The sequence below is a fragment of the Rossellomorea sp. SC111 genome, assembly GCF_024733565.1.
In the GTDB taxonomy this organism is placed as follows: Bacteria; Bacillota; Bacilli; order Bacillales; family Bacillaceae_B; genus Rossellomorea.
This window is the reverse complement of sequence record NZ_JANIOC010000007.1, coordinates 182,876-207,250: the sequence shown is the minus strand read 5'-3', so window position 1 is coordinate 207,250 and position 24,375 is coordinate 182,876. Positions and strand designations below refer to the sequence as shown.

Below are 24,375 nucleotides of genomic sequence, written 5' to 3'. Positions count from 1 at the left end.
AAATGAACGAGTAGGTGTCACAATGAAAGTGAAGCAGTTTGTCAAACAGCACCGGGATGATTGGAAGGCTCTTGAAGATCTCCTCGGAACGTTGCGAAAAAGAAAGAATATGACGGGAACGTCCATCGATCAGTTCAATCGCCTCTATCAAAAGGCTGCCCAGAATTTGTCTTACAGCCAGACCTATTTTCCCGAAGAAGAAGTGACGGGTTATTTAAACGGACTCGTGTCGAAATCTCATAATCTCTTTTATAAAGATCAGATCACGAGTGGAAAGCAAATTCGGCATTTTTTCTCCACGACGTTTATCGGTCTCCTTCTCGATCAATGGAAATTCGTTGTCCTGGCAATGGTATTGTTTACGGTCGGTGCCCTGGGTGCTTTTCTCTCCGTTATGAATGATCCCCTCCACCTTTATTCCATCCTTCCCCCTGAAATGTCTCAGGGGGTGGATCCCGGGAATCTGGGGAAAAGTGACGGTGAGGTGAATTCTTCCATCATGTCGGCTGCGATCATGACCAATAATATCAAAGTGGCCTTCCTTGCTTTTGCAGGCGGAGTCACATTCGGTTTATTGACGATGTATATGCTTGTATATAACGGCATCATTGTCGGTGCCCTTGCCGCCGTCTTCTGGCATCAGGGAATGAGTTACGAATTCTGGGCGTATATCGTACCCCACGGCATGATTGAGCTTACGGCCATTTTCATAGCCGGTGGTGCGGGATTGTTGATGGGTTATAAGCTTTTCGTACCCGGACGCTTCACACGGGGATATCAATTGAAGGAGCAGGCGAAACGATCCGTCCAGCTCCTCCTCGGTACGATCCCGCTATTTGTCATCGCCGGGATCATCGAAGGCTTCATCACTCCGGCCGCGATCTCACTTCCTGCCAAGTACATGGTCGCTCTGTTGACCGTTGTTGGACTGATTCTCTATATGGCCATCGGCAAGGTCCGACTCAGCAGGCTACACTAATCCGCGATTCATCAAATCAATATAGGAGGAAACAGCCATCGTTGCCAGTTTCTCTTCACGGGCCTCCACCATCAGGAGGCCCTGTTTTTCCCACTTGGACTTCTCCTTCTTTTTGACGAGCATCTGTTTCTGGGCCATACTCTTCATCATCGCCTGTATCTCATCAACCGGCTCAGACTTTATCCTCTTCACCAACATGTCATCCTCTATCCCGATCATTAAGAAGAGATGCTGCCTGCGCAGGCGCTGCAAATAATATAGAGCATTATCTTCATGGAGAAATGTGTGGATATCGCTGAATAATAACAACAGACTCCGTTTCTTCTGGACCGTCTGGACATAGTGAAGGACGGCCGCATAATTGGATTCCGCCGCGTCCACCTCGAGGTTATAAATGCGGTGGAGGATGGTCTGGAGATGGGCCATCCCCTTTGCAGGCGGAATGTACACCTTCACATTCTTACTAAATGCGAGGACCGATACATAGTCCCCATTCTGAAGGGCAGCCGCCGTAACGGTCAGGGCTGCTTCAAGGGACTTCTCCAGCCGATTCCCTTTCTTAAGCTCCGCCCCCATCATCCGGCCACAGTCAATGAGAATCGTAATATACTTCCCATGCTCAGGCTCATATTCATTCGTCATCACTTCTCTGAGCTTTGCTGTCTGACGCCAGTTGATCTTTCTGGGATCATCCCCTACCACGTAATTCCTGATCTTCGCAAACTCACCGGCCCCACTCTGCAACTTGCGGATTTTCACCCCTTCATACAGTAAAAATCGCTGGGCATCTTCCAGTACCCTTCTCGTTTCAGTGAGATCTGGGATGACTTTCACCTTATCCATGGTTTCAACGGTTATTTGTTTCTCCCATAAACCAAGCGAGCTCCGGTAGCGGAAATAGAGCCTGGTTAACTGATAATCCCCCCGTACAGGGGTCAGAACATCATAAGAGGGCTTTACGATTGAATGACCGGCAAGCTCCCCTTCAAGTGGAAATGTTGCTTGGAAATTTTGTGGTGTGCCGTCCAAAAGACGATACAACATATTCCGATCCGATGTGTTATGGATTGTTAATTCGACCGTATAATCAAGACCTCTTTCCATTTGGTCAGGGATGCTCCTCTTCACTTCAACACTCTTTTTAGAAGGTGAGAACGTCAAGTCAGTGAGACTCAAAGCAAGAAACAAAGCATTCAATATAAAGATCCATGACCATGACAGCCCAACGAGCGTGCCCGCTAAAAGGACAGCTGAAAAGCATACATAGACGACCAATAGCCGCCCAGTCGGCAGGATCCCCTTATCTTGGAACAGTAATCGACCCAATAAGCTCCTGGATGACTTGGTCAATGGTCAGTCCCTCCAATTCTACGTGCGGGGATAGCTGGATACGATGTCTGAGAGCAGGCCTTGCCACCATCTTGATATCATCAGGGGTGACATAGTCCCTCCCTGATAGATAGGCCCATGACCTGCCCGCCTTCCCGATTGAAATCGCCGCCCTTGTACTTGCACCGAAGCGGATCGTCTCCGTTTCCCGGGTTTTCCTGACGATTTGCATGATATAATCCAATACCGCGTCGCTCAGCGTGACATCCTCGATTTCTTTCCTGATGGATAAAAAGGTTTCAATATCGAGGATTGCCCCCACTTCACTCCGGTCAACATGATTCTCGATCACCTGTTTTAAAACGGACTTCTCTTCTTCAAATGAAGGGAAATCAATATCGAGCTTGAACAGGAAACGGTCCTGCTGAGCTTCGGGAAGCGGGTAGGTTCCTTCGAATTCAATCGGATTCTGGGTTGCCACCACAAAGAATACCTCTTCTAGTGGGTATGTCGATCCTTGGATCGTTACCTGCTTCTCTTCCATGGCTTCTAATAGTGCTGCCTGAGTCTTCGCCGGTGTCCGGTTGATTTCATCGGCTAATAGGACGTTGGTGAAAATCGGTCCTTTGATGGTCTGGAAAGTGCTGTCCTTCATGTTATAAATCGTACTTCCTGTTATGTCACTCGGCAGCAGGTCCGGGGTGAATTGAATCCGGTTAAAGCTTCCTCCAAGCAAACGGGACAATGTTTTCACCATTTGAGTCTTCCCGGTGCCCGGGACCCCTTCGATCAATACATGTCCTCCTGCGAGAATCGAAGACAGCAAGAGTTTAAGATTCGTCCTCTGTCCTACGATGCGCTCTTCAAATATCTCCATTAAGGATGTGATTTCTGGTTTCAACGATCCTCCACCTCTTTCCTGAATAATTCTATTCTTTTTGACCACATGACATATTCCTGTTTACTGATGCTCTCTTTATTCAGTACACCTTTTATCCCCATTAAAAAGGATGCGATTTCCTTTTCGGACACGGTGCGGAGTCTCCGTTCCAACGGTTCTTTCAAGTCCCCCCACTCTTTACTTGTCGGGATACCCCATCGTTCCTGGAACAGGATTCTTACATAATCAGACTGGATCAGAAGGGAAGCCTTGTACTGTTTCCCTTTTAAATACCACGCTGAAAGGGCCTTGATTCGCTCATCGCTGAACCGGGTCATCTCCTCCCGGGGGACAAGGATCCCCCCGAACCGTTTCCCCTGCATCCATAGCCCGAGTAAGGTGAAGATTGCTGATTGAAGAATCAAGAGCAATAGCCATTGCGGGTATAGTGTCGCAACGGATGCCTGACTTTCTCCTCCGTGGAGGAATTCATCAAACAGGATGGTCCCCTCTTCCGCACCAGCCTCATTTAACAAAAGAAGAATCAGAGAAAGATGATCCTTCTCAAGGATACTTCCGTTCGTCATCCAGGCAGGTGTGGTGGAAACAATGAGTTGCCCCTGACCCACGTCAGTACTGTAGGCGATTGTTCCATCCACATCATCCAGGAGGACCTTATCTCCCGCCTCTTCTTCAAGGCGGACGCCGGATAAAGTATCGGTTTCATATGTATTTCCTTTTCCGTCACGTACAAGGGGTAGCACTGGATCGTCCCCGATCATTTCCGTCTTGATATCGAACATCCCTTTTGGATTATCCTTCAGAAGGAGGATGGTATTGCCCCGCCTCATAAAATCCTCGTACTCTTCCATTTCTTCCTGATCCGGGACTGTAAACGGCTCCGCCATGATCAGAATCTGGCCGGATTCTTTTTTGGACAACCGGTCAGGTGAAAGGGACCAACGACGAACGGAATCTCCTTCGTTCTCCAAATAGGTGTAAAGGGCCTTTATCCCCGTTGGCGAGGGAGATTCTGATATATAGGACGGATACTCCTTCAGCTTTTCCGGAGAAAGAAAGACCCCGATCACGATGAATGCACCCAGAAGACCTACCAGGGGGATCCACCTTTTTATAGTTAACTTCAATGCCCGATCCTACCTCCTTTCCCTTACACTGTCCTTCTAAGAATCTCCATTTCCCAACCATCCGAGGGCTTCTTCTTTATAGTGGAGATACTCCTCTTTATCCACTTCACGTTCACCATACGCAACCTCGTCGAATAAAAGGGCAAGCCGGTAGAATCGATCCGCCCACCGTTGATTCACTTTACGCAGTTCATCGTAATACTCCCAGTTCGTCTTCCAGACGCGCGCCTCCAGATACTCCCTTTCGTGAAAGTACAGAAGCAGTGCCAGGAACATGTGACGGGTGGCTCTCGTATAGTCACCCAGGGTTTCCTGCTTACGGGCTTCCTCGAGATGTCTTGTATAGGACCACTCCATCTCGTTCATGGATTGAAGGGGCTTGTTCGAGCGGAACCTGCGTCTTCTCACCCCGTTACGCGCCGCATTAAATGCTATGACAAGAAGAATGCCTACAACGATGACAATGAGTGTAATCAGGATACCCGATGCCGCACCGCCTGTCGGTTCAAGAGAAGGGTTGATGTTTCCGAGCAGGTCCCGGATCCATTCCTTTGCTTTTTCCCACATGGCCGACAGCAGGTCCTGATTATCCTGAAGGTAGGCTTTGTATTCTTCCCCTTCCAGGATTTCTTCGAGTTGATCCCTCGCTCTGTTTTCATTCAACACTTTCTTCACCTAGCTTTCAGATCAAGGGCCCGGAATCCCGGGCCAGACTGGATACTTCCTTGGTTATATCGTATGGTAGTCATCGATCATTTCATTTAAATCATCCGCGTCATGTCTTGTTTTCAGGTCAAAGAACATCACTCCGAACCCAACAGCGAACAGCATGGTCGTAAATAGTGTCACCAAATTGATGATCATCCCGTACAAAACACTATTTCCCAATACCAGACCGAAAGTGAATTCAAATGCCGCACTGACGATTCCAACAATTATGCCGAACACAATATACAATCCAATGATGGTGAATGTACGCTTTTTCGTCAGTCTCCAGCTTCTGCCAAGTCCCGGCGCGTCATGCTCAATTGCCGCTGCTCCGAGGTAGAAGCTCCAGCGTGCCAAGAGGTAAGCCACAACAGCCGCAATGAGGAGGAATAAGACGATGATCGTAATAATCACCCCAACCCCCGTATCAAACAAGGCAGCACTGAATACCCCTGCGATTCCGATGGTGAAAATGGGGACAAATATGAACCCAAACACGATCAACCCAAATAGGATACTACTTCCGATAATCGGCCAAAAACGGGAGAATCCCTCTTTGATGACTAGCTTGACCGAGTAGTCTTCATTTTTTCTCATATGATTCAAAGTGAATAATATCGCGGCTTGGGCAATGGGCGTCAGGACCATGGTGATAAGACTGATCAGTGCCGTGCCGAGTTCCGCTCCGACATTCACTGCCGGTCCTTCCTCGGGTGAAAACTCTCCTGAAAAGCTGTTAACAATCCCCTCGAACCAGGTTTCCCCCGCTCCTGCGGATTTAAAGAAACTGACACCCGCTGCAAGTTCAATGAGAGCCTGCAATAAATAGACAGGTCCCAATAACACTAGAACAATCAGGAAAAAATCTTTGAAATGATTCTTACTTAATCGAAAAGTATGATCCAGTATTTCACTGAATCTTTTCGGCTTACTAAATTGTGCATTCATATTCTGATCCTCCACTGCTTGTTTTTTCAAAATTTTACAATATATCGCTTATTTTAACATTATTCCTCCTTCAGTTGATGAAATATTTGTCATTTTTCTGGACTTATTTACTGACAGCATCTTATTTCCATTCATATGGTTCCATTTTCATTTGATGCTCTCTGCTTTCTTCTTTCTATACGAAAAAGTGACCCAAAAAGTTTTCTTTTTGGGTCACTTTCTTATATTATTTAGCGAGATCATGTTTAAAAGCATAGATGACAGCCTGAGTCCGGTCCTGCACACCGAGCTTGGAGAGGATGTTGCTCACGTGGGTTTTCACTGTTTTCAGGGCGATGAATAATTCATCGGCGATTTCCTGATTCGTTTTTCCCTGCGTCATGAGAAGGAGGATTTCAAGCTCCCGGTTCGTCAATTCCTCATGGGGATGGGAAACAGTCTTCTGTCTCATCCGTGTCATCATCTTCCCCGTCACTTCGGGTTCGAGGATCGACTGTCCGTTATGGGTTTTGCGAACCGCTTCTGCGATTTCACTTGCTTTCGAGGTTTTCAGCATATAACTGACAGCTCCCGCTTCAAGGGCAGGATACACCTTATCATCATCCAGGAAGCTTGTCACAATGATGATCTTCGCGTCCGGCCATTCCTGGATGATTTCCTTCGTCGCCTGGATGCCATCCATTTCTTTCATTACAAGGTCCATCAGGATAATATCGGGGCGAAGTTCAAGAGCCAGTTGGACGCCTTCCTTACCGTCAGATGCTTCCCCTACGACATCGATATCCGCCTGGGCCGACAGATAAGAAGAGACCCCGATTCTCACCATTTCATGATCATCGACAAATACTACTTTAATCATTCTTTTCACCTTCATTCTCCACAACGGGAACCTTCACTTCCAAGCGCGTCCCCTTATTTGGCACACTGATGACTTTAAACGTCCCACCGATTTCAATGGCCCGTTCCCTCATATTTTGAAGGCCATACGAGCTCGTTACCTTCGATTCATTCACATCAAACCCAAGTCCATCGTCCACCACTCGTAAGATGATGATGGATTCCCTTTTAATGAGGCGGATGTCGAGGGATGTGGCCTTGGCATGCCGGAGTGTGTTCGAAACCGACTCCTGCAATATCCGGAACAAATGATTTTCAATTCCTTTATCCAGGTTCATTTCTTCGATTTTCCACTCGATATCAAGAGGCACCTTTTGAGCTAATTCGACCAACAGCTCCTTCATTCCTTCTTGAAGATTCTTTCCTTTTAACGCCACAGGGCGAAGGTGGAGAAGAAGCGCCCTCATTTCAAGCTGCGACTGATGGATCATCTGCTCCACCATTCCAAGCTGCTTTTCTTCATGGGGAGTACGGCCAGTCGATGGGGTTTCCGTGATGGCAGACATGAGCATCGATGCGGCGAATAGTTGCTGACTGACGGAGTCATGCAATTCCCTCGCCAAACGATTCCGCTCCTGAGATACGATTTCCTGTATCCTTTTTTCCTGCTCCTCGGCTTTTTCATTGGCAAGTTTCTGGGAGTAACGGGCTTGATCGGTGAGATGCTTCCCAAGGGCATCGACCCTTTTCCACACCTGCTGCACCTCGGAGGTGGCCGTTTCAGGGATTGTGATCGTGCGCCCTTGTTCCACATGGTGAAGGGCATCTTCCATTTCCCGCAGCTGCCGCTTATCCTTCAAGCCGCTCCGGATGCCGAAAACAATCCCGATCACAATACTGAAAACGAGAATAAACCCTGCTCCAGGAATATCCATGATTTCTACTTCCCATAAAAGGGACCAATCCTGTAACGGATATAAATAAAAGAAAGAAAGGGATAAAAACAGCACCATAACAAGGGAAAAGAGGATGCCTGCAACGACCTGCTTACTGACCGTACTCATATTCTCTTCACCTCAAGATCCCCGATCCACATGGAGGTGAAGATCTTCACCCGCTGTACTGCTTCATCGTATCCCGGTGATTGATAATAGAGGGACTGGTTGATCGCTTTCGGCTCCACTTCATCAAAAATCTCGATAGACCCTGCAAGGACGGAGTGATGGATACTCACTTCCACATCATAAGGGATGAGTATCTCGATATTCCCAAGTATATTTCGGATCGACACCACGGAAGTCCCTTTTGGCAGCACCGTATTCCCGACATCGATGACTGAATCGCCGATCACGCCCTGGATGTTGATATCGTTCCACTCATACACATGATCCGGTGTCCGCTTTGGCCCGAACCATTCATTCTGAAGAGCGGACTTCTTCATCACGAGTGGTTCATGGGATTGGGTAAAGGTTTCTTTAATGGTCGGTGAAATATACTTAGGATGTTTCTTGGAATCGGCAAATCTCACGATAATAAAAAGAAGGATCCCAAATAATAAAAATTTAAAAGCCACCGTATTGAAGATATTGATGGCGAGACTGATGATTCCAAACCACAACAGAATTTTCCCCGATGTCCTCGGCAGTTTTTTTCGTCCGATATAAATGCAGAATGCCGCTATTGATAGAAAGACGAGAACCCCCCCATCATAAAAGGAGACTTCCAGCAGTATAAGCAATGTCCCGATTAAAATGATCCAACTGATTCCGTCCGAGCGTAGACGATTGAACATGAGGGGTTCCTCCTTTCTGGTTATGTATATTCTTTGCTCATATAGTTGAATGTGTGTGGATATCTGAGGTTAAAACGGGGTGAACCCATCATGAGTTCCCCCTGTTTTTACGTTATCAAGTATTTACTAACCTAGAATACCATGTTTCATGAAGGAATGGCTTCTGTTTCCTCATTTTTCATTTCTTTTTCCAATTTGGCGATCTTCGCGTCAATCGTGTTCCGATAATAGGAAGAATTCACTCCATGCTCAAGTTGATCTAAGTACGTTTCAATTTCATCAAACTTAGAGAAAGCCTGGCTGTTATAACCTGATGATGATTCAAGCACGGAATTCATCTTATTATGGGCGCGGGCAATGTTTTCCCTGCCCATCAGCTCCATCCTCTTGATGTACATATCCTTTAGCTTGTGCTTCATTTCTTCATATTTACGCTCAAGCTCTTCAAGCTCTTTTGTCGCTTGCAGCTTGGATTCCTGGATCCGCACGGCACGTTCTTCATAGTATTTTTGTTCCTGCAGGGCAAATTCATACAAGCCTTCTTCGCTTGCTTTGGACGCTACCTCTGCCTGATACTTTCGTTTGTCGGCTAAAACGGAAGCCTGTTGATACTCTTTCTGAAACTCTTCTTTTAATAAATACTGCCTCTCGACAAGCTTTCTTACCTTTTCCACTTCCTGCTCACATTGTCTTAAGTATTGATTCAGGACCGCAATCGGATTCTTCTTTTCCTTTTTATCAATTGCTTCGTGAAGGTCTGACATGACGGTATTTTTTAATCGTTGAAATAAATTTGCCATTGTTAACTCTCTCCTTTAGTTTTTTAATTGTGACCATTCTCTTTCAAAGTTCGTGAAGGGGTCCGACGTTTTCTCTTCGATGATGACTTCTTCTTTCTTCCAGTTCTTATAGATCACATATAGAACATACAGAGCAACCAGCCCGATGATCGCCGGGAAGTTCGATACGGTTGCACTGAATGCGGCAAGACCGATCAGAGCCCAAAGGATTTTTTTCCCTGTGGAGTCTGTCTTGATGAAGCCTTTAAAGCTGTAGTACATGATCAATAATGAGATCGCAAGCCCCACAATCGGTCCTAAATTGGCCAGTAATACGATCGCTGCGATTCCTCCAGCTAAAAGCAATCCAACTTTCTTCATATGTTGTTGCCTCCTTTCTTCTTCATGTCTCTATCCTACCTGGTTTCCGGATTTCCCATAACGAGCCGGAGCTTTATTTTCGTATCAGACTTGAGGCTTAGGAGGGGCGGGACTGAACATTAAAAAGGTCCGTCCCTCAATAGCAGGGACGGACCTTAACATGTTTATTTAGTTCGTCAGTTCGAGGAATTCATCTACATCGGCGGTGCAGAGGTTGATTCCTTTTTGCCAGAAGGCTTCTTTGGTGATGTCCTCACCGAGGTGCTTCATGGCAAGGTCTTCTACTGTCATGACGGCTGTGTCGCGGAGTAAGGACATGTATTTCTCTTCGTAGCTTTCTCCGGACTCCAGTGCCTTCGCGTAAATGCTCAATGAGAACAAGTAGCCGAATGTATATGGGAAGTTATAAAATGGCACTCCTGTAATATAGAAATGGAGCTTCGAGGCCCAGAATCGCGGGTGGACCTCTCCCAGTGAATCGGCGAATGCTTCCTTCTGAGCTTCCACCATCAGGTCGTTTAACGTATCGACAGACACGATCCCTTTTTTGCGCGCTTCATAGAAACGGGTTTCGAATAAGAAGCGGGCATGGATATTCATGAAGAATGCGACGCTCCGCTGAAGTTTGTCTTCAACGAGGGCAATCTTTTCTTCCTTTGTTTCTGCTTCCTTCACGGCTGCATCTGCCACAATCATCTCGGCAAAAGTGGAGGCCGTTTCTGCGACATTCATAGCGTAGTTGCGGTTCAAGGTATGCATCGGTTTTAACGCATGGGAATGGAACGCATGCCCCAATTCATGGGCAAGTGTCGAAACATTCGACATCGAGCCTGAGTACGTCATGAAGATTCGTGATTGATCACTTAACGGGAATGAAGTACAGAAGCCCCCGGGACGTTTTCCTGAACGGTCCTCAGCTTCAATCCACTCATCCTCAAAGGCTTTTTCTGCAAACTGTGCCATCTCACTTCCAAAACGGGAGAACTGCTTCAGAATGAATTTCGCTCCTTCATCATATGACATCGTGCTCGTCGACTCCGCCACGGGAGCATCCAGGTCATACCAGTCCAGTTTATCCTTGCCGATCAATTTCGCTTTCCGGTCCAGATACTGTACGAAAGGCTTTTTGTTTTTGCTGATGGCTCCCCACATGGCGTCGAGGGTTTCCTGCTTCATTCTGTTGTACTCAAGGGGCTCTTTCATCAATTCATCCCAGCCCCGCTTTTTATACACATTCAAGCGAAAGCCGCCGAGATGATTGAGGGTTCGGGCAAATAGCTCCTCATTCTGTTTCCACGCATCCTCCAATTTGTCGAAAACCTCTTTACGCGTCTTCGGATCCGGACTTGATAGTAGATTATTGGCCTGTCCCACCGAGAGGCTTTTTCCTTCGTGTGTGATGTCCATCGCCCCGACGATTGTGTCATACATCTGCCCCCAGCCGTGATAACCGTCGACGGCGAGCGCCCCGATCAAGGATTCTTCACTGCTTGAAAGCTTGTCCTTCGCTTTTTGTCTCCACTCATTCAGCACAAACGTGATTTCACTCAGGCGATCATGCTTCAGCAGGTCTTCCCACACTTCTTCTTTGCAATCTGAAAGTTGCTGCTGGAATTTGGTGAAGGTAGAAGAGAAATCGGCACTCAGGCTTGTGACTTCGCTTCGAAGAGAGTCTGCCTTCCGATCATGCATGTTCTGAGCTTCCAGACAGCTGACAAAAGCACCTGCCTGGCGCAAATACAACATCACGTCCTTCGCTTCATCAATGAGCTTCCACACAAGCTCCGCATCATTCGCAGATTGAGGCGGATGAAAGGCAAGGGCATTCTCTGCGAAGTCATTTTTCTTCTTTTCCAATGTATCGAGATGATTCCTGAATTCCTGTGATTCACTCCCCCCTTTGAAAAAAACATCTAAATCCCAAACAGTTGAATATGTATGAGTTGTATGGTCCATAATGTCCCCCTAATTTAATATGTAAATTGTCCCTATCCTATTTTTAATTCTCGATAAAACCTCTAAATCCTTCATGATCTTTTACAATTCCTTTTACCTAAACTCTCTTCATTTGGTTTTTAAACGGATAAAAGTGGAATAGTATATAGCAAACAACAGGTCCGAAAGGGATCCTTTCCTGCACCATTATTTTTCAAGGGGGATACAATATGAAGTTGATTTTAAATATTTTAGCCTTTGCATTGGTGATCGTGATGAATACACTGGCTGTCACACTGCCATTGAACAATCAATCCACGAGGGAAATCAGCGACAGGCTCGACATCATGATTACACCTGCAGGCTATGTTTTTTCCATTTGGAGCCTTATTTACCTTCTGCTCGCCATCTGGATCATCCGTCAATTCCCTAAAGAGAGACGCCTGCTCCCACTTTATCAGGAAACAAGCGGATTATTCGTACTGAGCTGCCTGTTGAACTCAGCGTGGATCCTGGCTTGGCATTATAACTATTTCCTTGTTTCCGTCTTTATTATGCTCGGACTATTAATCACCCTGATTGCCCTTTATAGGAGGATCAAAAGCACAGGTCCGTCCCTGTTGGATTCCGCCCCTTTTTCGATCTATTTAGGATGGATTTCGATTGCGACGATTGTGAATATCACCTATTATTTAGTGGATATCGGTTGGAACGGATTCGGGATTTCCGAGCTTGTCTGGGCGTACCTCGGATTGATTTTCGCGACTGTCCTTGCCTTCTGGTTCCGTATCACGCAGCATGATCTCCTTTACCCACTCGTATTTGTATGGGCCTTTATCGGTATCGGCGTGAAGAATATGGCAGAGCACTCCACCTATTCATATACCGCCTATGCCCTCGCCGTCATCATCCTGATCTTTGACCTTGTCTACAAGCGCACACGTTCATAAAATGAAGACGCTGGGAAAAGTGTTTAGTTAAAAGAAAATCCGGACGATCATTCGAAATTCTTTTTTGAAAATCGAAATCGTTCGGATTGTGATCAATCGGCTGTTTACGTAAATACTGTTGCTTTTAGACGTAGTGAGTAGTGGTTGATTTCCGCTCCAGTTGCTCGCTTTCCGCGGGGCTGGCGGTGAGCCTCCTCGGCTGCGCCTGCGGGGTCTCACCTGTCCAGCTACAGCAGCTAGCCCCTCGAGGTCATAAGCTAAATGGACCAAGAAGGCAAAATAACGCCTTCTTGGTCCATTTAGCTTATGACCTCGAGGGGCTGGTCAAGCCGCTTCCGCTTTTCGGACTGTCCAGCGTTTCCCGCAGGAGTCGAGCATCTTCCGCTCCAATCAACTTTCCAAGCGTAAGTGTTTCACTTTAACTCTTATCCTAATAGTTGCAGTGACAGATTCCTTTTAAAAATACAAGTATTCTTTCTTACCTGATATGAATGACACATTCTGCTAAGATACACCCCTAATGACCGAACAATGGAACTACCTTGGTGAAACGGACCATTTATTATTATTGCTAAAGCATGTTATGTATATAGCAGGATCTAGCTATTGATTGGAGTGCAAGACGAAGACTCCTACGGGAAAAGCGGAATAGGTGAGACCCCGCAGGAGCGAATAGCGACGAGGAGGCTCGCCTTCCGCCCGAGGAAAGCGAAGTCTTGCACGGAAATCAATAGCGGTGTAGCAAGCAATCCTACCTAATTTATTGATTGTTCGTCTTTAGAGGAAATGGATTTAGTTATGTCCCAGCCACTTTATTCTTGCATAGAATAGTCTCATCTGACTGACATTAAGTTCAGGGGGTGTGAGTATGAATCAGCCAAACAAAAGGGTAACAAAGAGCGGGACGGATATTGATGAGGTGAAACGTCAGAACGCACAATCCGGCCTGACGTACAATCAAGTGAAGCAGCAGTTAGGTGAGCAGTATTCGGGTGAAAAATAAAAGAAAGCGTCGACTCAGTCGGCGCTTTCTTTCTTTCTGTCTTCTTTTGCTTTTGTTTCCCTTTGAACGGTAAGCTTCTCTTGAATCTTGTTGATTTCCTTACAAGGCTGAGTCAGGCTGACAATCACATCTCCCTGCTCGATCTTCGGTGACGCGCCTTCCGTGAAGAATTCGATTCTTCCCGCCGGTTTATGGGCAAACATCAACAAGGTATTTTCATCGCGCTCATGTAAATACTCTTCAAAGGTGTATTTTTCCGTGATATTGGTTTTCCTGAATACGTCTCCACGCTCGACACGTTTATTCAGCTCTTCCCACGTGACATGATTTTGAAAGAGTATGCGTCCTCCAATCGTATGGACCATATCTTCCAGGTCATCATCACGCTTGCTTCTGAGGCTCAGCTGGAACAGATTATTCCTTCCGACCTCAGGCACGAACGTCGTACACACAAGGGCGTTATAAGAGTCCAGTTCGGTCGCTGCGATCATATATTCATACGGAGTCATATCCAGATAGTACTCCGTTTGTTCTGAAAGGATCTCTCCCCTGTAAAATGGGATCCCCGCCTTTCTCACCGAAAACAATCGCTGCCAGGAGGAATCCGTGATCAGTACAGGAATCTTCATATCTTGCAGAGTTTTAGCGAATTCAGTACTGAATTTACTCCCTCCGACAATCACGACACCAGGCTGTTCGCTGATGGCCAGGTCAAGTTTCTTAGCCAGCCATTTAATCGAAAACCCGTGTGCACATACGGTTGAGAATACAAGGGCAAAGGTTAGGGACGTCAGGATGGATGCATCCTGAAAGCCCTTCTCCAACAATACCGACGCAAAGTAACTAGAAACGGTCAAAGCGACGATTCCCCGCGGTGCAATCCAACCGACAAGGATCTTCTCCCTGACTGAGAGGTCCGTCCCTATCGTCGAAAGCCAAATCGAAAGTGGCCGTACGATGAATAGCATGAGCAGGACGAATGCTATGATGTTCCAGTTGAAGATTCGGTACAGGGTATCGACGGTTAGTGAAGCCGTCAACATCACGAATATGGTCGATATGAGCAGCACCGAAATATTTTCCTTAAAGTGACGCATATCGTCGATGGATGAGATATGCATATTTGCAAGCGTCATCCCCATGGCCGTGACAGCCAGGAGGCCGGTTTCATGTGTGATTTGATCTGATATCGTGAAACAGGCAAGGACGAGTGCAAACACAACAGGTGACTTAAGGAATTCCGGAACATGTCCATTTTCAAAGATAAAGCCGGTGAACTTCCCGAGGGCCCATCCGAATACGACGGCAAACAGGGAGGCGGCAAAGAAAAGTAATAAAGAAAGTCCTGTTACATCATCACTTATCAAGAAGTTGATGATTTCAAAGGCAAACACAGCAATCAAGGCGCCGAATGGGTCGACGACGATCCCTTCCCACTTCAGGATTGCTGCAGGTCTCGGCTTAAGCTTCGCCTGCCTGAGTAAAGGCAGGATGACAGTAGGACCCGTAACGATGAATAATCCACCGATCACGAAGGCAACAGCCCATGATAGACCTGCAACATAATGGGCTCCAAGGGAACCAAGGATCCAGGCAAGGAGGGCCCCGAACGTCACGATCCTGAAGACCGGTTTCCCGAGTCCCCTCACTTCGCGGAAATCAAGATTCAAGCTTCCCTCAAAGAGGATGATGGCCACAGCCATGGATATGATAGGTTTAAACACTTCCCCAAAATCGTCTTTAGGATTGATGAGGCCGAATATCGGACCTACGAGCAGTCCGACAATCGACATGACAACGATGGCCGGCAGCCTGAATCTCCAAGCCACCCATTGGGAAGCGATTCCCAGTACTCCGACTAACATGATGTTGAATAAAATAGAATCGATCATAGATTTCTCCTTTGGAGGTTATGAAATCAGCCATCATAACAAATAAATGGTATGTAGGTGTTACAGATTACCAATAGAATATAAGGTCCGTCCCTCCTATTGCAAAACAAATGCCTCGCGGTAGCACATTTGTTTTGTATAGTTTACATTTTTATGGCTGATTTTAACCAAAGAGTCGTTTCCAGTTCCCTGCAGATGGTCACGTAGTGGAGCATGGTAATCAAGACGGCTCCTGCATTCATACCCAGAATGACGCCTTCCATTCCAAAACGGGAACCAAGGAGGTAAATGAGTGAAAACGAAAAGACACTGGACCATATGGTATGAAGGAGGGCATCCCTCACCAGTCCCAGCCCGATCAAAAAGGCCTGGAGAGGAAATACCAAAAAATGAAACAGGAAGTACGGCCAGAGCAGCTTTAAATAATAGGCGGAGGAAACAGAATGAAAAAACGTCTCTGTTATGTAGTCCCCGAGAGTATAGTAAATAAACACGGCCGGTACACCGTAGCCCAATGTAAGCCACATCACTTGCTTAAGATGGGTCAGGATCCCATCAAAATCCTTCGATGAAACTTTTTCCGAAACGGTCGGGATCAAAACGATCAGCATCGAAAATGCAATGAACGAAGGAAAGAACCCGATGGTGAGGGCAATTCCCGCCAGCATCCCGAAATGTTCATTCGCATCCACTGCCCCCATCCCCGAAAGGACAAGGGCCCATTTTATCAGAAAAGGCTGGATGGCATGGGTCAGTGCATGAAAGATGCGAAGGACCGTCGTCGGAATCGATACAGATAGCACTGACTTTCTCATCTCACCTGTTGAAAGTGTAGAATGGCTGTTCTTTCTTTTACCCTTAATTTCAAGAACGTAAGCATGAATCAAATATACAAAAACCACCACTTCACTGGCAATTAATGTTCCAAGGGCAATGAAGATGGATGTATCGATGCCAAAGGATAAAAATTGATAGATTGACACTAATAAAAATAACTGGATTCCTTTACGAAGAAAATTCGCTGCCGCAATTTTCCCCATCCGCTGGATCCCCATGAAATATCCTCTTGTGATCGAAGTGAAGGCCACAATCGGGATCACAATCAGGACGAGCCAGCGAATCCCCGGGTGATATCCTTGAAATAAAGGAGTCCAGGCATAAACCATCACCATGATCAATAACAGAATGCATGTCGTGATCAATGCAAACCTGAAAGCATAGTGCAGCATCCCCCTGTGGTATCTTTCCTCCTTTTCTGCAAAGAATTTGGAAAGGCTGATAGGCAGTTCCATGCTCGATAAAATGACGATCAGGAACACCGACGGCAGAATCGACATGTATGTGCCAAGCCCCGCTTCCCCAAGCTCACGGGCCAGGATCATATTAATTACAAACTCCAGACATTCCCCTAAGAATGCCGTCACAACCAACACCAATGCACCCCTTAAAAACAGACTCATACGCTTGTACCCTGCCTTTATGTAAGATGGTCTATTCTATGATGGTTGTCCGGGGAATATGAGGCGGGGTGTGGATGGGTCATAGCTCTCGTCTTTATTTTCATTCCTCATAATAAAAAGCAGCCCCCGAAAGGACCGCTTTCCAACTAACGGATCATAAAAGTGGCAATCGAATGCAATGGAAGAGTCGTAGTGAAAATCCCCTCACCGCATGAAAGGGAAATCTCTTCCTCACGGTCATTCACATTCATCACAATAACGACGATCTCCCCGTCTGGATTTTCAAAGGAAGTAGCCGATACAGCGTCATTGGAAATCTGACATCCGATACGTCTTGCTCCGACTTTGATATATTTACTGAAATGCCCGATGTAATAGTACGAACTATTGTAACGGACGTCGTTATTCAAAGTGTCGACGATTATCGGTGCATCGCAGTAATTCCCGACATGATTCGGTCCGCCTTCTTCGTTCAGTACTATATTCCAATCGATCCACACTTCAAGATAATTGTTCAAATCACCGATAATATTACGCCCATAGCGTTCACCAGTATCCCAGGCGCCGGGTCTGACCCCGCCTTCGATGCATCCTTCTGTAAAGATCAAATGCTTATCAGGGAAGTCATGATGCACTTTAGAGAGATTTTCAAACTCCTCTGAAACGTACCAGTGGACACCAGTTCCCCACACATACTTCGCCGCTTCGGGATCTGAAAGGACGGCCTTGGAACGTTCATGGATCACATCACGATTATGATCCCAGATGATGACCTTCACATCCCCATGGCCATGTTTCTCAAGGGACGGACCTAGATGATTTTTTATAAAATCCCGTTCTTCTTCTCCCGTGTACAGGCATGAATCCCATACCTGCTTCGCTTCGGGTTCATTCTGGATCGTCAATCCCCAGATCGGGATCCCCTCTTCTTCCATCGCTTCTATGTACTTCGAGTAGTAGTCTGCCCAGACAGATTCAAACTGAGGCAATAGTTTCCCCCCGTTGTTCATTTCACCGTTTGTCTTCATCCAAGCAGGGGGACTCCACGGTGAAGCAAGTATGGAAAGCTCTTCCCCTGCCACTTCCATCGCTTCCTGGATAAGCGGTATCACAAGCTTTTTCTCCCGATCGATGGAAAAGCTCTTCAGTGACGCATCTCCATCTTCCACATACGTATAATTTCCTAATGAAAAATCACAGCTGTTGATATGCGTCCTTCCGAAGCGGTAACCAAGACCTTCTGCCGGATCGAAATACCGGTGAATGATTTCTTCCCTTTTTTCGGGGCTGATGAGGGAAAGGCTGTGAGCCGCCGCTTCGGTGAATGCACCGCCAAATCCCAACATTTCCTGATATCTGCGCTCCGGATCGAGTTGGATGTGGGTAGAAGCACGGCCATCCGAAAAAGAAACCGGCTCTTTTTCAGAGAACCGATCTCCTGTTTCTTTGGCTGTCAAAATCACCTTCATATTCATTGCGTTACTTCCTCGGCATTGGTATGAAGACCATGTGTCTCTTTATGATCCCGGATGACTTCAGCATAACGGAAGGCACTGTCTTTCCAGATTCGCTCCTGCGTATCGAAGTCGATATAAAGGATGCCAAATCGCTTATCGTAACCGAAGCTCCACTCAAAGTTGTCCATCAGGGACCATAGATAATATCCCTGGATGTTCATGCCTTCTTCATTGAGGTCGGAAACCGCTTGAAGATGCAGATTCAAGTAGTTAACGCGTTCGTGATCATGCACTCTTCCATTTTCCAAAACATCGTCATACGCAGCTCCGTTTTCTGTGATATAGATTGGCAGATCCGTATATTCCAGTCTCAGACGGCGGATGAGGTCCTTGAACTCATTAGGAGCGATGTCCCAGCCCATGCCTGTTTTCTCATAATCGGAGTAAGCTCCCTTATGCATGAAATCATTGGCTGCACTGAACTCGACGATCCCACGGCTGTAATAGTTGATGCCGAAGAAATCACATTCCGTTGAAATCAGGTCCATATCCCCTTCTTTGATGAAATCATACGTATGGACATATTTCGAGAACAGGTTCATCATGTCTTTCGGGTATTCCCCTTTGAATACAGGATCTAAGAACCAGCGATTGGAATATCCGTCCGCATTATTGGCAGCAAGGGCATCGTTTACTGAATCGGTATATGGATAAACCGGTGACAGGTTCAGCGTGATGCCGATATCCGTTTGAGATTTAAATTCTTTCTTCAGCAGTTCAACCGCTTTTCCGTGTGACAACAGCATGTGGTGAACGGCTCTCACTGCTTCATCCAGATTGGTATGACCCGGTGCATGGACACCTTGATGGTAGCCAAGGAACCCTGCACACCAAGGTTCATTATGTGTGATCCATGAATCGACGACCACATCGAGTTCCGTGAAGCACGCTCTTGCATAGTCCATGAACCATTCTACAGATTCACGGTTGACCCATCCACCTTCTTCATGGGCCCACATCGGTAAGTCCCAGTGATACAATGTCACGGCAGGCTTGATTCCTTCTTCTTGAAGTCTTGCCGCTAATTTCTTATAAAAGTCCATCCCTTCCTGATTGTACTTCCCCTTCTCAGGAAAAATACGAGGCCATGCAATGGAAAAACGATAGGTGTCTACACCAAGGCGCTTGATATGCTGGATGTCTTCTTCGAATCGGTGATAATGGTCACATGCGACATCCCCATTATGCTGCTTGTATACTTTCCCCGGAATGTCACAGAACATATCCCAGATGGAAGGAGTTCTCCCCCCTTCATTATGTGCACCCTCGATTTGATACGATGATGTGGCGGTTCCAAAGGTAAATGTTTTATCAAATTTCATAGGTCATTCTCTCCTCTATTCTTTGATTGATCCTGCTGAAATGCTGTTGACGATATATTTAGACAGGAATAGGAAGGCAATCATGATTGGTACGACTGAAATCGCGATCCCTAAGTACATTGAACCTAAATTTTGTGCTACTTGAGATCCCTTCAAGAATCCCATCAATACAGGCAGCGTATATTTCTCAGGTGAGAACAGGATCACGAGTGGCATGATGTAGTTATTCCATGATCCGATGAACGTGAAAATCGACATCGTCGCAACGGCCGGCATCATGATCGGAATGGCCACCGTATGGAAAATCTTGAACTCACTTGCCCCATCGATACGGGCAGCTTCTATTAAACTTGGATGAAGCGTCGTCTGGATGTATTGTCTTAAGAAGAATACGACAAACGGACTTGCTATAGCCGGAACGATCAGTGGAATGAAAGAATCAAGGATTCCCAGATTCTTACTCAGTTCGTAGAAGCCAATCAGCCCCAATTGTCCTGGAACCATCATCATCACAAGCATGAAGACGAACAGGAAATTCTTCCCCCTGAATGTGTAAAAGGCGAATCCATAGGCAGTCAAAGCTGAGAAATATCCTGATAATAAAGTTGTAAGGACAGAGATGATCAGACTATTCTTGAACCCCGACCAGATGTTTACGTACTCCATCATCGTGGTGTAGTTTTCAACTAAAGAACTTCCCGGTATCAAGGTGAATCCTGACAGGATCGCTTCATTTGATCTTGTCGCATTTACAAGCATCATAAGGAATGGGATGAAGCAGATAATCGCCATCAACACAAGTACGATGTAGATGATGCTCTTCACAATGGTATTTCTGGTCTTCAGTTTGGACTCATGTGGCAGAAGTTCAGGCTTTGACTTTTCAACCTTTTGAGTCGGTACATTTTTTTCTACAGCTGTTTTTCCCAACATGCTTACACCTTCCTTGCTTGTTTGCGTTCATTTCCATACATCCCTTTGAAGACAATCGCCGAGAAGATCAAGGTAATGACGAACAATCCATATGCGACAGCTGAAGCATATCCATAGTTATTAAACTTGAATGCCTGATTGTACAGATACAGCACCATGGTATTCAGTGATCCATCAGGAGAACCGATTCCGTCTGTCAGAAGCATAGGCAGATCAAACAATTGAAGGCCGCCGATCAGGGATGTGATCATGATATAAAGTAAGATCGGTTTTAATAAAGGAACCGTGATTTTCGTAAAAGTCTGCCATCTGTTTGCTCCATCAATCAAAGCGGCCTCATAGTAGTCCTTTGATATTCCGGAAACCCCCGCCATGACGACAATGAACGAATGGCCGAACCACATCCAGGTAAGGATCAGGGAAACGGAAAGTTGGGCAGTCGCAGGTTCGTTCAGCCAATTAATCGGTTCTGATATAAGACCTATATTTAATAGAATCATATTTAATGATCCGTGCTGCCAGTCAAGTAAGATACCGAACAGCAGAGCGACCGAACTGATGGTGATTAAATTAGGTAAATAAAAGATCGATCTGAAAAATGCCAAACCTTTCAACTTCATTCTCATATCAGAGAAGATTAATGCGAGTACTAGGGCCAGACCGATTTGCAGGGCAAAGTTGATTCCCCATATTTTCCACGTGTTAAAAAAAGCTTCCACAAAATAGCTGTCCGTGAGTAAACGGGTATAGTTGGCAAGACCGATTACTTCCGCTGTCCCGCTTCCTGAATAGTTCGTAAAGCTGTAGTAGAATGTAAGAGCAACAGGATAAATGCTGAATATTAAAAAGATGATCCAAAACGGGGCAATAAATAGATAACCATATCGATCTACTTTCTTCATTCCCCAGCCCCCCCTAGTTGTTAATAGATTATCGGCAGGTGACATGGAATCACATCACCTGCCACTGATTTTTACTTCTTAGTTTTTCGGTACTTTTATATCCGGATAAGCGTTTTGAGCTTTTTTATAGAATTCTTTAATGGCTTCGTCTTTGGACTTCTTTCCATCCACATACTGCTGAACAGCGTTTCCATAGAACGTATCAAGCTGTTGATCATACTTCGTTACAATACCAGGCTCGATTTCTTTCGCCTGCTCAAGGAAGAATTGATAGTTGTTCTGTCCGCCAAGGAATTCACTGCTAAAGTCATCCTTGATCGCATTTGTTACCGGATTGTATGCTAGGACATCACCCGTTTCTTTCGCCCAATCTGTCAGGAATTCATCATCTTGAGTCATCATTTTCACAAAGTCATAAGCAAGTTCTTTGTTTTCTGATTTGTTGTAAACCCCTAACCATGTTCCACCCCAGAAGTACGGGCTTGGTCCACTTGTCACGGCCCAGTCACCAGTAGTTTCCTTTACATTCGTTTTCAGAACGCTGTGGAGTCCCCAAGTCGGAAGAACATAGGAGAATACTTGTGTTTCTTTCTCTTTGCCGTTTTCTTTCATTTTGATGGGCTTATCCATCGCTTCGAACCAAGATGGGGACCATTCAGCAGCAAGAGCTGTATAGCTATTTTCGCGAAGTTTCTTTGCAGATTCCATATATTCGATCTTTTCATCTGTCAGTTGCAACTCATTTTTGTCATTCACCCAAGGTTGTGGATTATCTCCTTGTGAGAACCAGCGGATTGAGCCCTCATCCGGGAACATGCTGTACCCTTTTTCCTTCATCTTTTCAGCCACTTTGAAGACATTGTCCATTGAGTTCATCATGTTTCCTACTTCTGTTGGATCATCTGTACCAAGCACTTCTTTCGCGATGCTTCTTCGGTAGAAAATTCCACCAGGAGTCGTTTGCCAAGATAAAGCCCTTACATTTCCGTCCTTATCTTTACCTAAGTCGAACACATATGGTACATATTTATCTTTGATTTCATCAACATTGTATGGCTTTTCTGATAAGTTTTCCCAGTATCCTGCGTCGACCCATTGTTTCAGGAACGCGATTTCTCCAGTGAAGACATCAGGTGCCCCAACGCCACTTTCAAGAACAGGCTTTAATTTTGTCGGATAATCGGCAATCGGAACGATCGTCAATTCTACTTTTACACCATTTTTCTCTTCAAACTTCGTGATCGGTTTCTTCAGTTCATCCGTGAAGGACCAAACCTTTAAATCTACGTCTTTATCTTTTGAGCCAGACGATTTGGAATCTCCCGAACAGGCCGAAAGTACCCCTGCAACCAGTACCACAGTCATGAATATTGTCAAAATCTTCTTCATCTTAATCCCCCTTTTTCATTGGTAATTATTAAGGCGAAAGCGGTTTCGTTCACTTTCAATTAAAAATTCCGAAACCGGTTTCGAAATTCATAAAAAAAATATAAGATTATTTCTTTTTTTCTTTTTTTGCCACTGTACAAGATTCCCTGATGATGAGGTCCACCGGAATGACTTCTGTCGTTATCAGCTTCTTCTTCTGGATGATCTGCTTCATTAGTAACTGTCCTGCACGTGCACCGATCTGGTCGGTATCCTGTCTGACGGTGGTGAGCTTCGGTGTGAGGTAGGAAGACATTTCAATATCATCATACCCGATGATTGAAATATCCTCAGGGACCCTTAACCCCTTCTCTTTGATGGCTTCCATGGCACCGATTGCCATATGGTCACCTGCTACGAAGACTGCTGTTGGGACTGTTTCCAGCGCGAGAAGCCTTTCCATTGCAGCTCTTCCTTCTGCAATCGAGAACATCCCGCCGTTAACAAGATACCCATCAAGAATTGGGAGTTCCTGTTCATCCATTCCCTTAGTGAATCCCTTGATCCGCTGTGCTCCGGCATCGATCGACGGATCACCTGAAATATGGGCGATTCGGGTGTGACCCAAAGAATGAAGATAACTCACAGCCAATCTTCCACCTTCAATATTATCGGAATAAACAACACTGCAGTTCTGATTGCTCATATCGATCACGACAATCGGCACGTGATTATTGATCATATCCTGAACCTGTGGATCATTGGGATCTGAGCAGATCACAACGATTCCATCCACGGCACGATACAAGAAGTGCTCAAGATAACTTGTATCCCGATTCCGGAGGTTCCGTGAAGCAAAGATCAAATCATAGCCTTCCCGTTCCACATACTTGCGGAAACTTTCAATAAGGGCGCTGAAGAAAGGATGTTTCAACCCGACCTCATTGTCCTCTGCAAACATGACCCCGATCGTCCAGGATTTCTTCGTCGATAGAGACTGGGCATGAGCATTGGGTAAATAACCCATTTCCGCCGCTGCATCGAGGATTTTTTGCTTCGTTTTTTGACTCACATCTGTGTAATTATTAAGAGCCTTTGAAACGGTCGTACTGGAAAACCCAGTGCGTTTTGCTAAGTCATAGATTGTAACCATTACTGTCTCCTCTTCATCGAAAGCGCTTTCGTTAATTGTTATTATAGTCCAGACTTTTGTTGGAATCAATACTATTTTTAGAAAACTTTAAAAATTTTTATGGTTAGTATCCATTCTGTTTACGGGCCTGCCCGTGACTGGTTCCGGCAAAGCTATTCC

General features: G+C 45.8%; 23 protein-coding genes. 4 read left to right on the top strand and 19 right to left on the bottom strand.

All coding sequences use genetic code 11. From position 1 onward, the window contains the following. Positions 1 to 22 precede the first annotated feature (22 nt). Positions 23 to 979, top strand: a complete 957-nt coding sequence (locus NQ095_RS11285; protein ID WP_258263565.1) for a stage II sporulation protein M — start codon at positions 23 to 25, stop codon at positions 977 to 979. Here the strand turns inward: NQ095_RS11285 and NQ095_RS11280 are convergent. The 11 genes from NQ095_RS11280 to NQ095_RS11230 form a co-directional block, all read right to left on the bottom strand. Beyond that, positions 971 to 2,329, bottom strand: coding sequence for a DUF58 domain-containing protein (locus NQ095_RS11280; RefSeq protein ID WP_258263564.1), 1,359 nt, complete (start codon positions 2,327 to 2,329; stop codon positions 971 to 973). The genes NQ095_RS11285 and NQ095_RS11280 overlap by 9 nt on opposite strands. Further along, entirely contained in the window at positions 2,280 to 3,209 is a 930-nt protein-coding gene (locus NQ095_RS11275; protein WP_258263563.1) for an AAA family ATPase, read from the bottom strand. The genes NQ095_RS11280 and NQ095_RS11275 overlap by 50 nt, the downstream gene beginning before the upstream one ends. Then, entirely contained in the window at positions 3,206 to 4,336 is a 1,131-nt protein-coding gene (locus NQ095_RS11270; protein ID WP_258263562.1) for a DUF4350 domain-containing protein, read from the bottom strand. The genes NQ095_RS11275 and NQ095_RS11270 overlap by 4 nt, the downstream gene beginning before the upstream one ends. A gap of 36 nt (positions 4,337 to 4,372) precedes the next feature. After that, on the bottom strand, positions 4,373 to 5,002 hold the full coding sequence (locus NQ095_RS11265; protein ID WP_258263561.1) for a DUF4129 domain-containing protein: 630 nt from the start codon (positions 5,000 to 5,002) through the stop codon (positions 4,373 to 4,375). 63 nt (positions 5,003 to 5,065) lie between these two features. Continuing rightward, complete coding sequence (locus NQ095_RS11260; protein ID WP_258263560.1) at positions 5,066 to 5,992, bottom strand: DUF7847 domain-containing protein; 927 nt, start codon at positions 5,990 to 5,992, stop codon at positions 5,066 to 5,068. 226 nt (positions 5,993 to 6,218) lie between these two features. After that, entirely contained in the window at positions 6,219 to 6,851 is a 633-nt protein-coding gene (locus tag NQ095_RS11255; protein ID WP_098351162.1) for a response regulator transcription factor, read from the bottom strand. Then, on the bottom strand, positions 6,844 to 7,893 hold the full coding sequence (locus NQ095_RS11250; protein ID WP_258263559.1) for a sensor histidine kinase: 1,050 nt from the start codon (positions 7,891 to 7,893) through the stop codon (positions 6,844 to 6,846). Before NQ095_RS11250 ends, NQ095_RS11255 begins: the two co-directional genes overlap by 8 nt. Then, entirely contained in the window at positions 7,890 to 8,621 is a 732-nt protein-coding gene (liaF, locus tag NQ095_RS11245; protein WP_258263558.1) for a cell wall-active antibiotics response protein LiaF, read from the bottom strand. Before liaF ends, NQ095_RS11250 begins: the two co-directional genes overlap by 4 nt. Before the next feature lie 146 nt (positions 8,622 to 8,767). Then, on the bottom strand, positions 8,768 to 9,421 hold the full coding sequence (locus tag NQ095_RS11240; protein WP_258263557.1) for a PspA/IM30 family protein: 654 nt from the start codon (positions 9,419 to 9,421) through the stop codon (positions 8,768 to 8,770). 15 nt (positions 9,422 to 9,436) lie between these two features. Further along, positions 9,437 to 9,781: a lmo0954 family membrane protein gene (locus NQ095_RS11235; RefSeq protein WP_258263555.1), complete on the bottom strand. Its 345-nt coding sequence runs from the start codon at positions 9,779 to 9,781 to the stop codon at positions 9,437 to 9,439. A gap of 168 nt (positions 9,782 to 9,949) precedes the next feature. Next, on the bottom strand, positions 9,950 to 11,737 hold the full coding sequence (locus NQ095_RS11230) for a M3 family oligoendopeptidase (protein ID WP_258263554.1): 1,788 nt from the start codon (positions 11,735 to 11,737) through the stop codon (positions 9,950 to 9,952). A gap of 209 nt (positions 11,738 to 11,946) precedes the next feature. Between NQ095_RS11230 and NQ095_RS11225 the strand changes: the two genes are divergently transcribed. The 3 genes from NQ095_RS11225 to NQ095_RS11215 all read left to right on the top strand — a co-directional run bounded on the left by NQ095_RS11225 (position 11,947) and on the right by NQ095_RS11215 (position 13,669). Further along, positions 11,947 to 12,666: a TspO/MBR family protein gene (locus NQ095_RS11225; protein WP_258263553.1), complete on the top strand. Its 720-nt coding sequence runs from the start codon at positions 11,947 to 11,949 to the stop codon at positions 12,664 to 12,666. Positions 12,667 to 13,272: 606 nt separating this feature from the next. After that, positions 13,273 to 13,425, top strand: a complete 153-nt coding sequence (locus tag NQ095_RS11220) for a hypothetical protein (RefSeq protein WP_258263618.1) — start codon at positions 13,273 to 13,275, stop codon at positions 13,423 to 13,425. 109 nt (positions 13,426 to 13,534) lie between these two features. Then, complete coding sequence (locus tag NQ095_RS11215; protein WP_258263552.1) at positions 13,535 to 13,669, top strand: hypothetical protein; 135 nt, start codon at positions 13,535 to 13,537, stop codon at positions 13,667 to 13,669. A gap of 14 nt (positions 13,670 to 13,683) precedes the next feature. On the opposite strand, the gene NQ095_RS11210 is transcribed toward NQ095_RS11215, so the two are convergent. The 8 genes from NQ095_RS11210 to NQ095_RS11175 form a co-directional block, all read right to left on the bottom strand. Continuing rightward, a complete protein-coding gene (locus NQ095_RS11210) occupies positions 13,684 to 15,561 on the bottom strand; it encodes a cation:proton antiporter (RefSeq protein WP_258263551.1) in 1,878 nt (625 codons plus the stop codon). Positions 15,562 to 15,704: 143 nt separating this feature from the next. Beyond that, positions 15,705 to 17,021 carry an oligosaccharide flippase family protein gene (locus NQ095_RS11205; protein ID WP_258263550.1) on the bottom strand — a complete coding sequence of 439 codons (1,317 nt, stop codon included), beginning with the start codon at positions 17,019 to 17,021 and terminating at the stop codon, positions 15,705 to 15,707. 146 nt (positions 17,022 to 17,167) lie between these two features. After that, a complete protein-coding gene (locus tag NQ095_RS11200) occupies positions 17,168 to 18,496 on the bottom strand; it encodes a glycoside hydrolase family 30 protein (protein ID WP_258263549.1) in 1,329 nt (442 codons plus the stop codon). Further along, positions 18,493 to 19,860 carry a GH1 family beta-glucosidase gene (locus tag NQ095_RS11195; RefSeq protein WP_258263548.1) on the bottom strand — a complete coding sequence of 456 codons (1,368 nt, stop codon included), beginning with the start codon at positions 19,858 to 19,860 and terminating at the stop codon, positions 18,493 to 18,495. The genes NQ095_RS11200 and NQ095_RS11195 overlap by 4 nt, the downstream gene beginning before the upstream one ends. 15 nt (positions 19,861 to 19,875) lie before the next feature. Then, positions 19,876 to 20,652 (bottom strand): carbohydrate ABC transporter permease, encoded by a 777-nt coding sequence (locus NQ095_RS11190; protein ID WP_258263612.1) that lies wholly within the window; start codon positions 20,650 to 20,652, stop codon positions 19,876 to 19,878. A 143-nt stretch (positions 20,653 to 20,795) separates the two neighbouring features. Then, positions 20,796 to 21,695 (bottom strand): carbohydrate ABC transporter permease, encoded by a 900-nt coding sequence (locus NQ095_RS11185; RefSeq protein ID WP_258263547.1) that lies wholly within the window; start codon positions 21,693 to 21,695, stop codon positions 20,796 to 20,798. 78 nt (positions 21,696 to 21,773) lie between these two features. After that, a complete protein-coding gene (locus NQ095_RS11180) occupies positions 21,774 to 23,084 on the bottom strand; it encodes an ABC transporter substrate-binding protein (RefSeq protein ID WP_258263546.1) in 1,311 nt (436 codons plus the stop codon). 106 nt (positions 23,085 to 23,190) lie between these two features. Continuing rightward, a complete protein-coding gene (locus NQ095_RS11175) occupies positions 23,191 to 24,216 on the bottom strand; it encodes a LacI family DNA-binding transcriptional regulator (protein ID WP_258263545.1) in 1,026 nt (341 codons plus the stop codon). Positions 24,217 to 24,375 lie beyond the last annotated feature (159 nt).

Bases quoted from the DNA above. Each gene is read 5' to 3' on its own strand.
- NQ095_RS11230 (WP_258263554.1), bottom strand. From the start codon at position 11,737: ATGGACCATACAACTCATACATATTCAACTGTTTGGGATTTAGATGTT.
- NQ095_RS11175 (WP_258263545.1), bottom strand. From the start codon at position 24,216: ATGGTTACAATCTATGACTTAGCAAAACGCACTGGGTTTTCCAGTACG.
- liaF (WP_258263558.1), bottom strand. From the start codon at position 8,621: ATGTTCAATCGTCTACGCTCGGACGGAATCAGTTGGATCATTTTAATC.
- NQ095_RS11200 (WP_258263549.1), bottom strand. From the start codon at position 18,496: ATGAATATGAAGGTGATTTTGACAGCCAAAGAAACAGGAGATCGGTTC.
- NQ095_RS11180 (WP_258263546.1), bottom strand. From the start codon at position 23,084: ATGAAGAAGATTTTGACAATATTCATGACTGTGGTACTGGTTGCAGGG.
- NQ095_RS11235 (WP_258263555.1), bottom strand. From the start codon at position 9,781: ATGAAGAAAGTTGGATTGCTTTTAGCTGGAGGAATCGCAGCGATCGTA.
- NQ095_RS11225 (WP_258263553.1), top strand. From the start codon at position 11,947: ATGAAGTTGATTTTAAATATTTTAGCCTTTGCATTGGTGATCGTGATG.
- NQ095_RS11215 (WP_258263552.1), top strand. From the start codon at position 13,535: ATGAATCAGCCAAACAAAAGGGTAACAAAGAGCGGGACGGATATTGAT.
- NQ095_RS11240 (WP_258263557.1), bottom strand. From the start codon at position 9,421: ATGGCAAATTTATTTCAACGATTAAAAAATACCGTCATGTCAGACCTT.
- NQ095_RS11285 (WP_258263565.1), top strand. From the start codon at position 23: ATGAAAGTGAAGCAGTTTGTCAAACAGCACCGGGATGATTGGAAGGCT.
- NQ095_RS11195 (WP_258263548.1), bottom strand. From the start codon at position 19,860: ATGAAATTTGATAAAACATTTACCTTTGGAACCGCCACATCATCGTAT.
- NQ095_RS11210 (WP_258263551.1), bottom strand. From the start codon at position 15,561: ATGATCGATTCTATTTTATTCAACATCATGTTAGTCGGAGTACTGGGA.
- NQ095_RS11190 (WP_258263612.1), bottom strand. From the start codon at position 20,652: ATGGCGATTATCTGCTTCATCCCATTCCTTATGATGCTTGTAAATGCG.
- NQ095_RS11250 (WP_258263559.1), bottom strand. From the start codon at position 7,893: ATGAGTACGGTCAGTAAGCAGGTCGTTGCAGGCATCCTCTTTTCCCTT.
- NQ095_RS11260 (WP_258263560.1), bottom strand. From the start codon at position 5,992: ATGAATGCACAATTTAGTAAGCCGAAAAGATTCAGTGAAATACTGGAT.
- NQ095_RS11255 (WP_098351162.1), bottom strand. From the start codon at position 6,851: ATGATTAAAGTAGTATTTGTCGATGATCATGAAATGGTGAGAATCGGG.
- NQ095_RS11205 (WP_258263550.1), bottom strand. From the start codon at position 17,021: ATGAGTCTGTTTTTAAGGGGTGCATTGGTGTTGGTTGTGACGGCATTC.
- NQ095_RS11185 (WP_258263547.1), bottom strand. From the start codon at position 21,695: ATGAAGAAAGTAGATCGATATGGTTATCTATTTATTGCCCCGTTTTGG.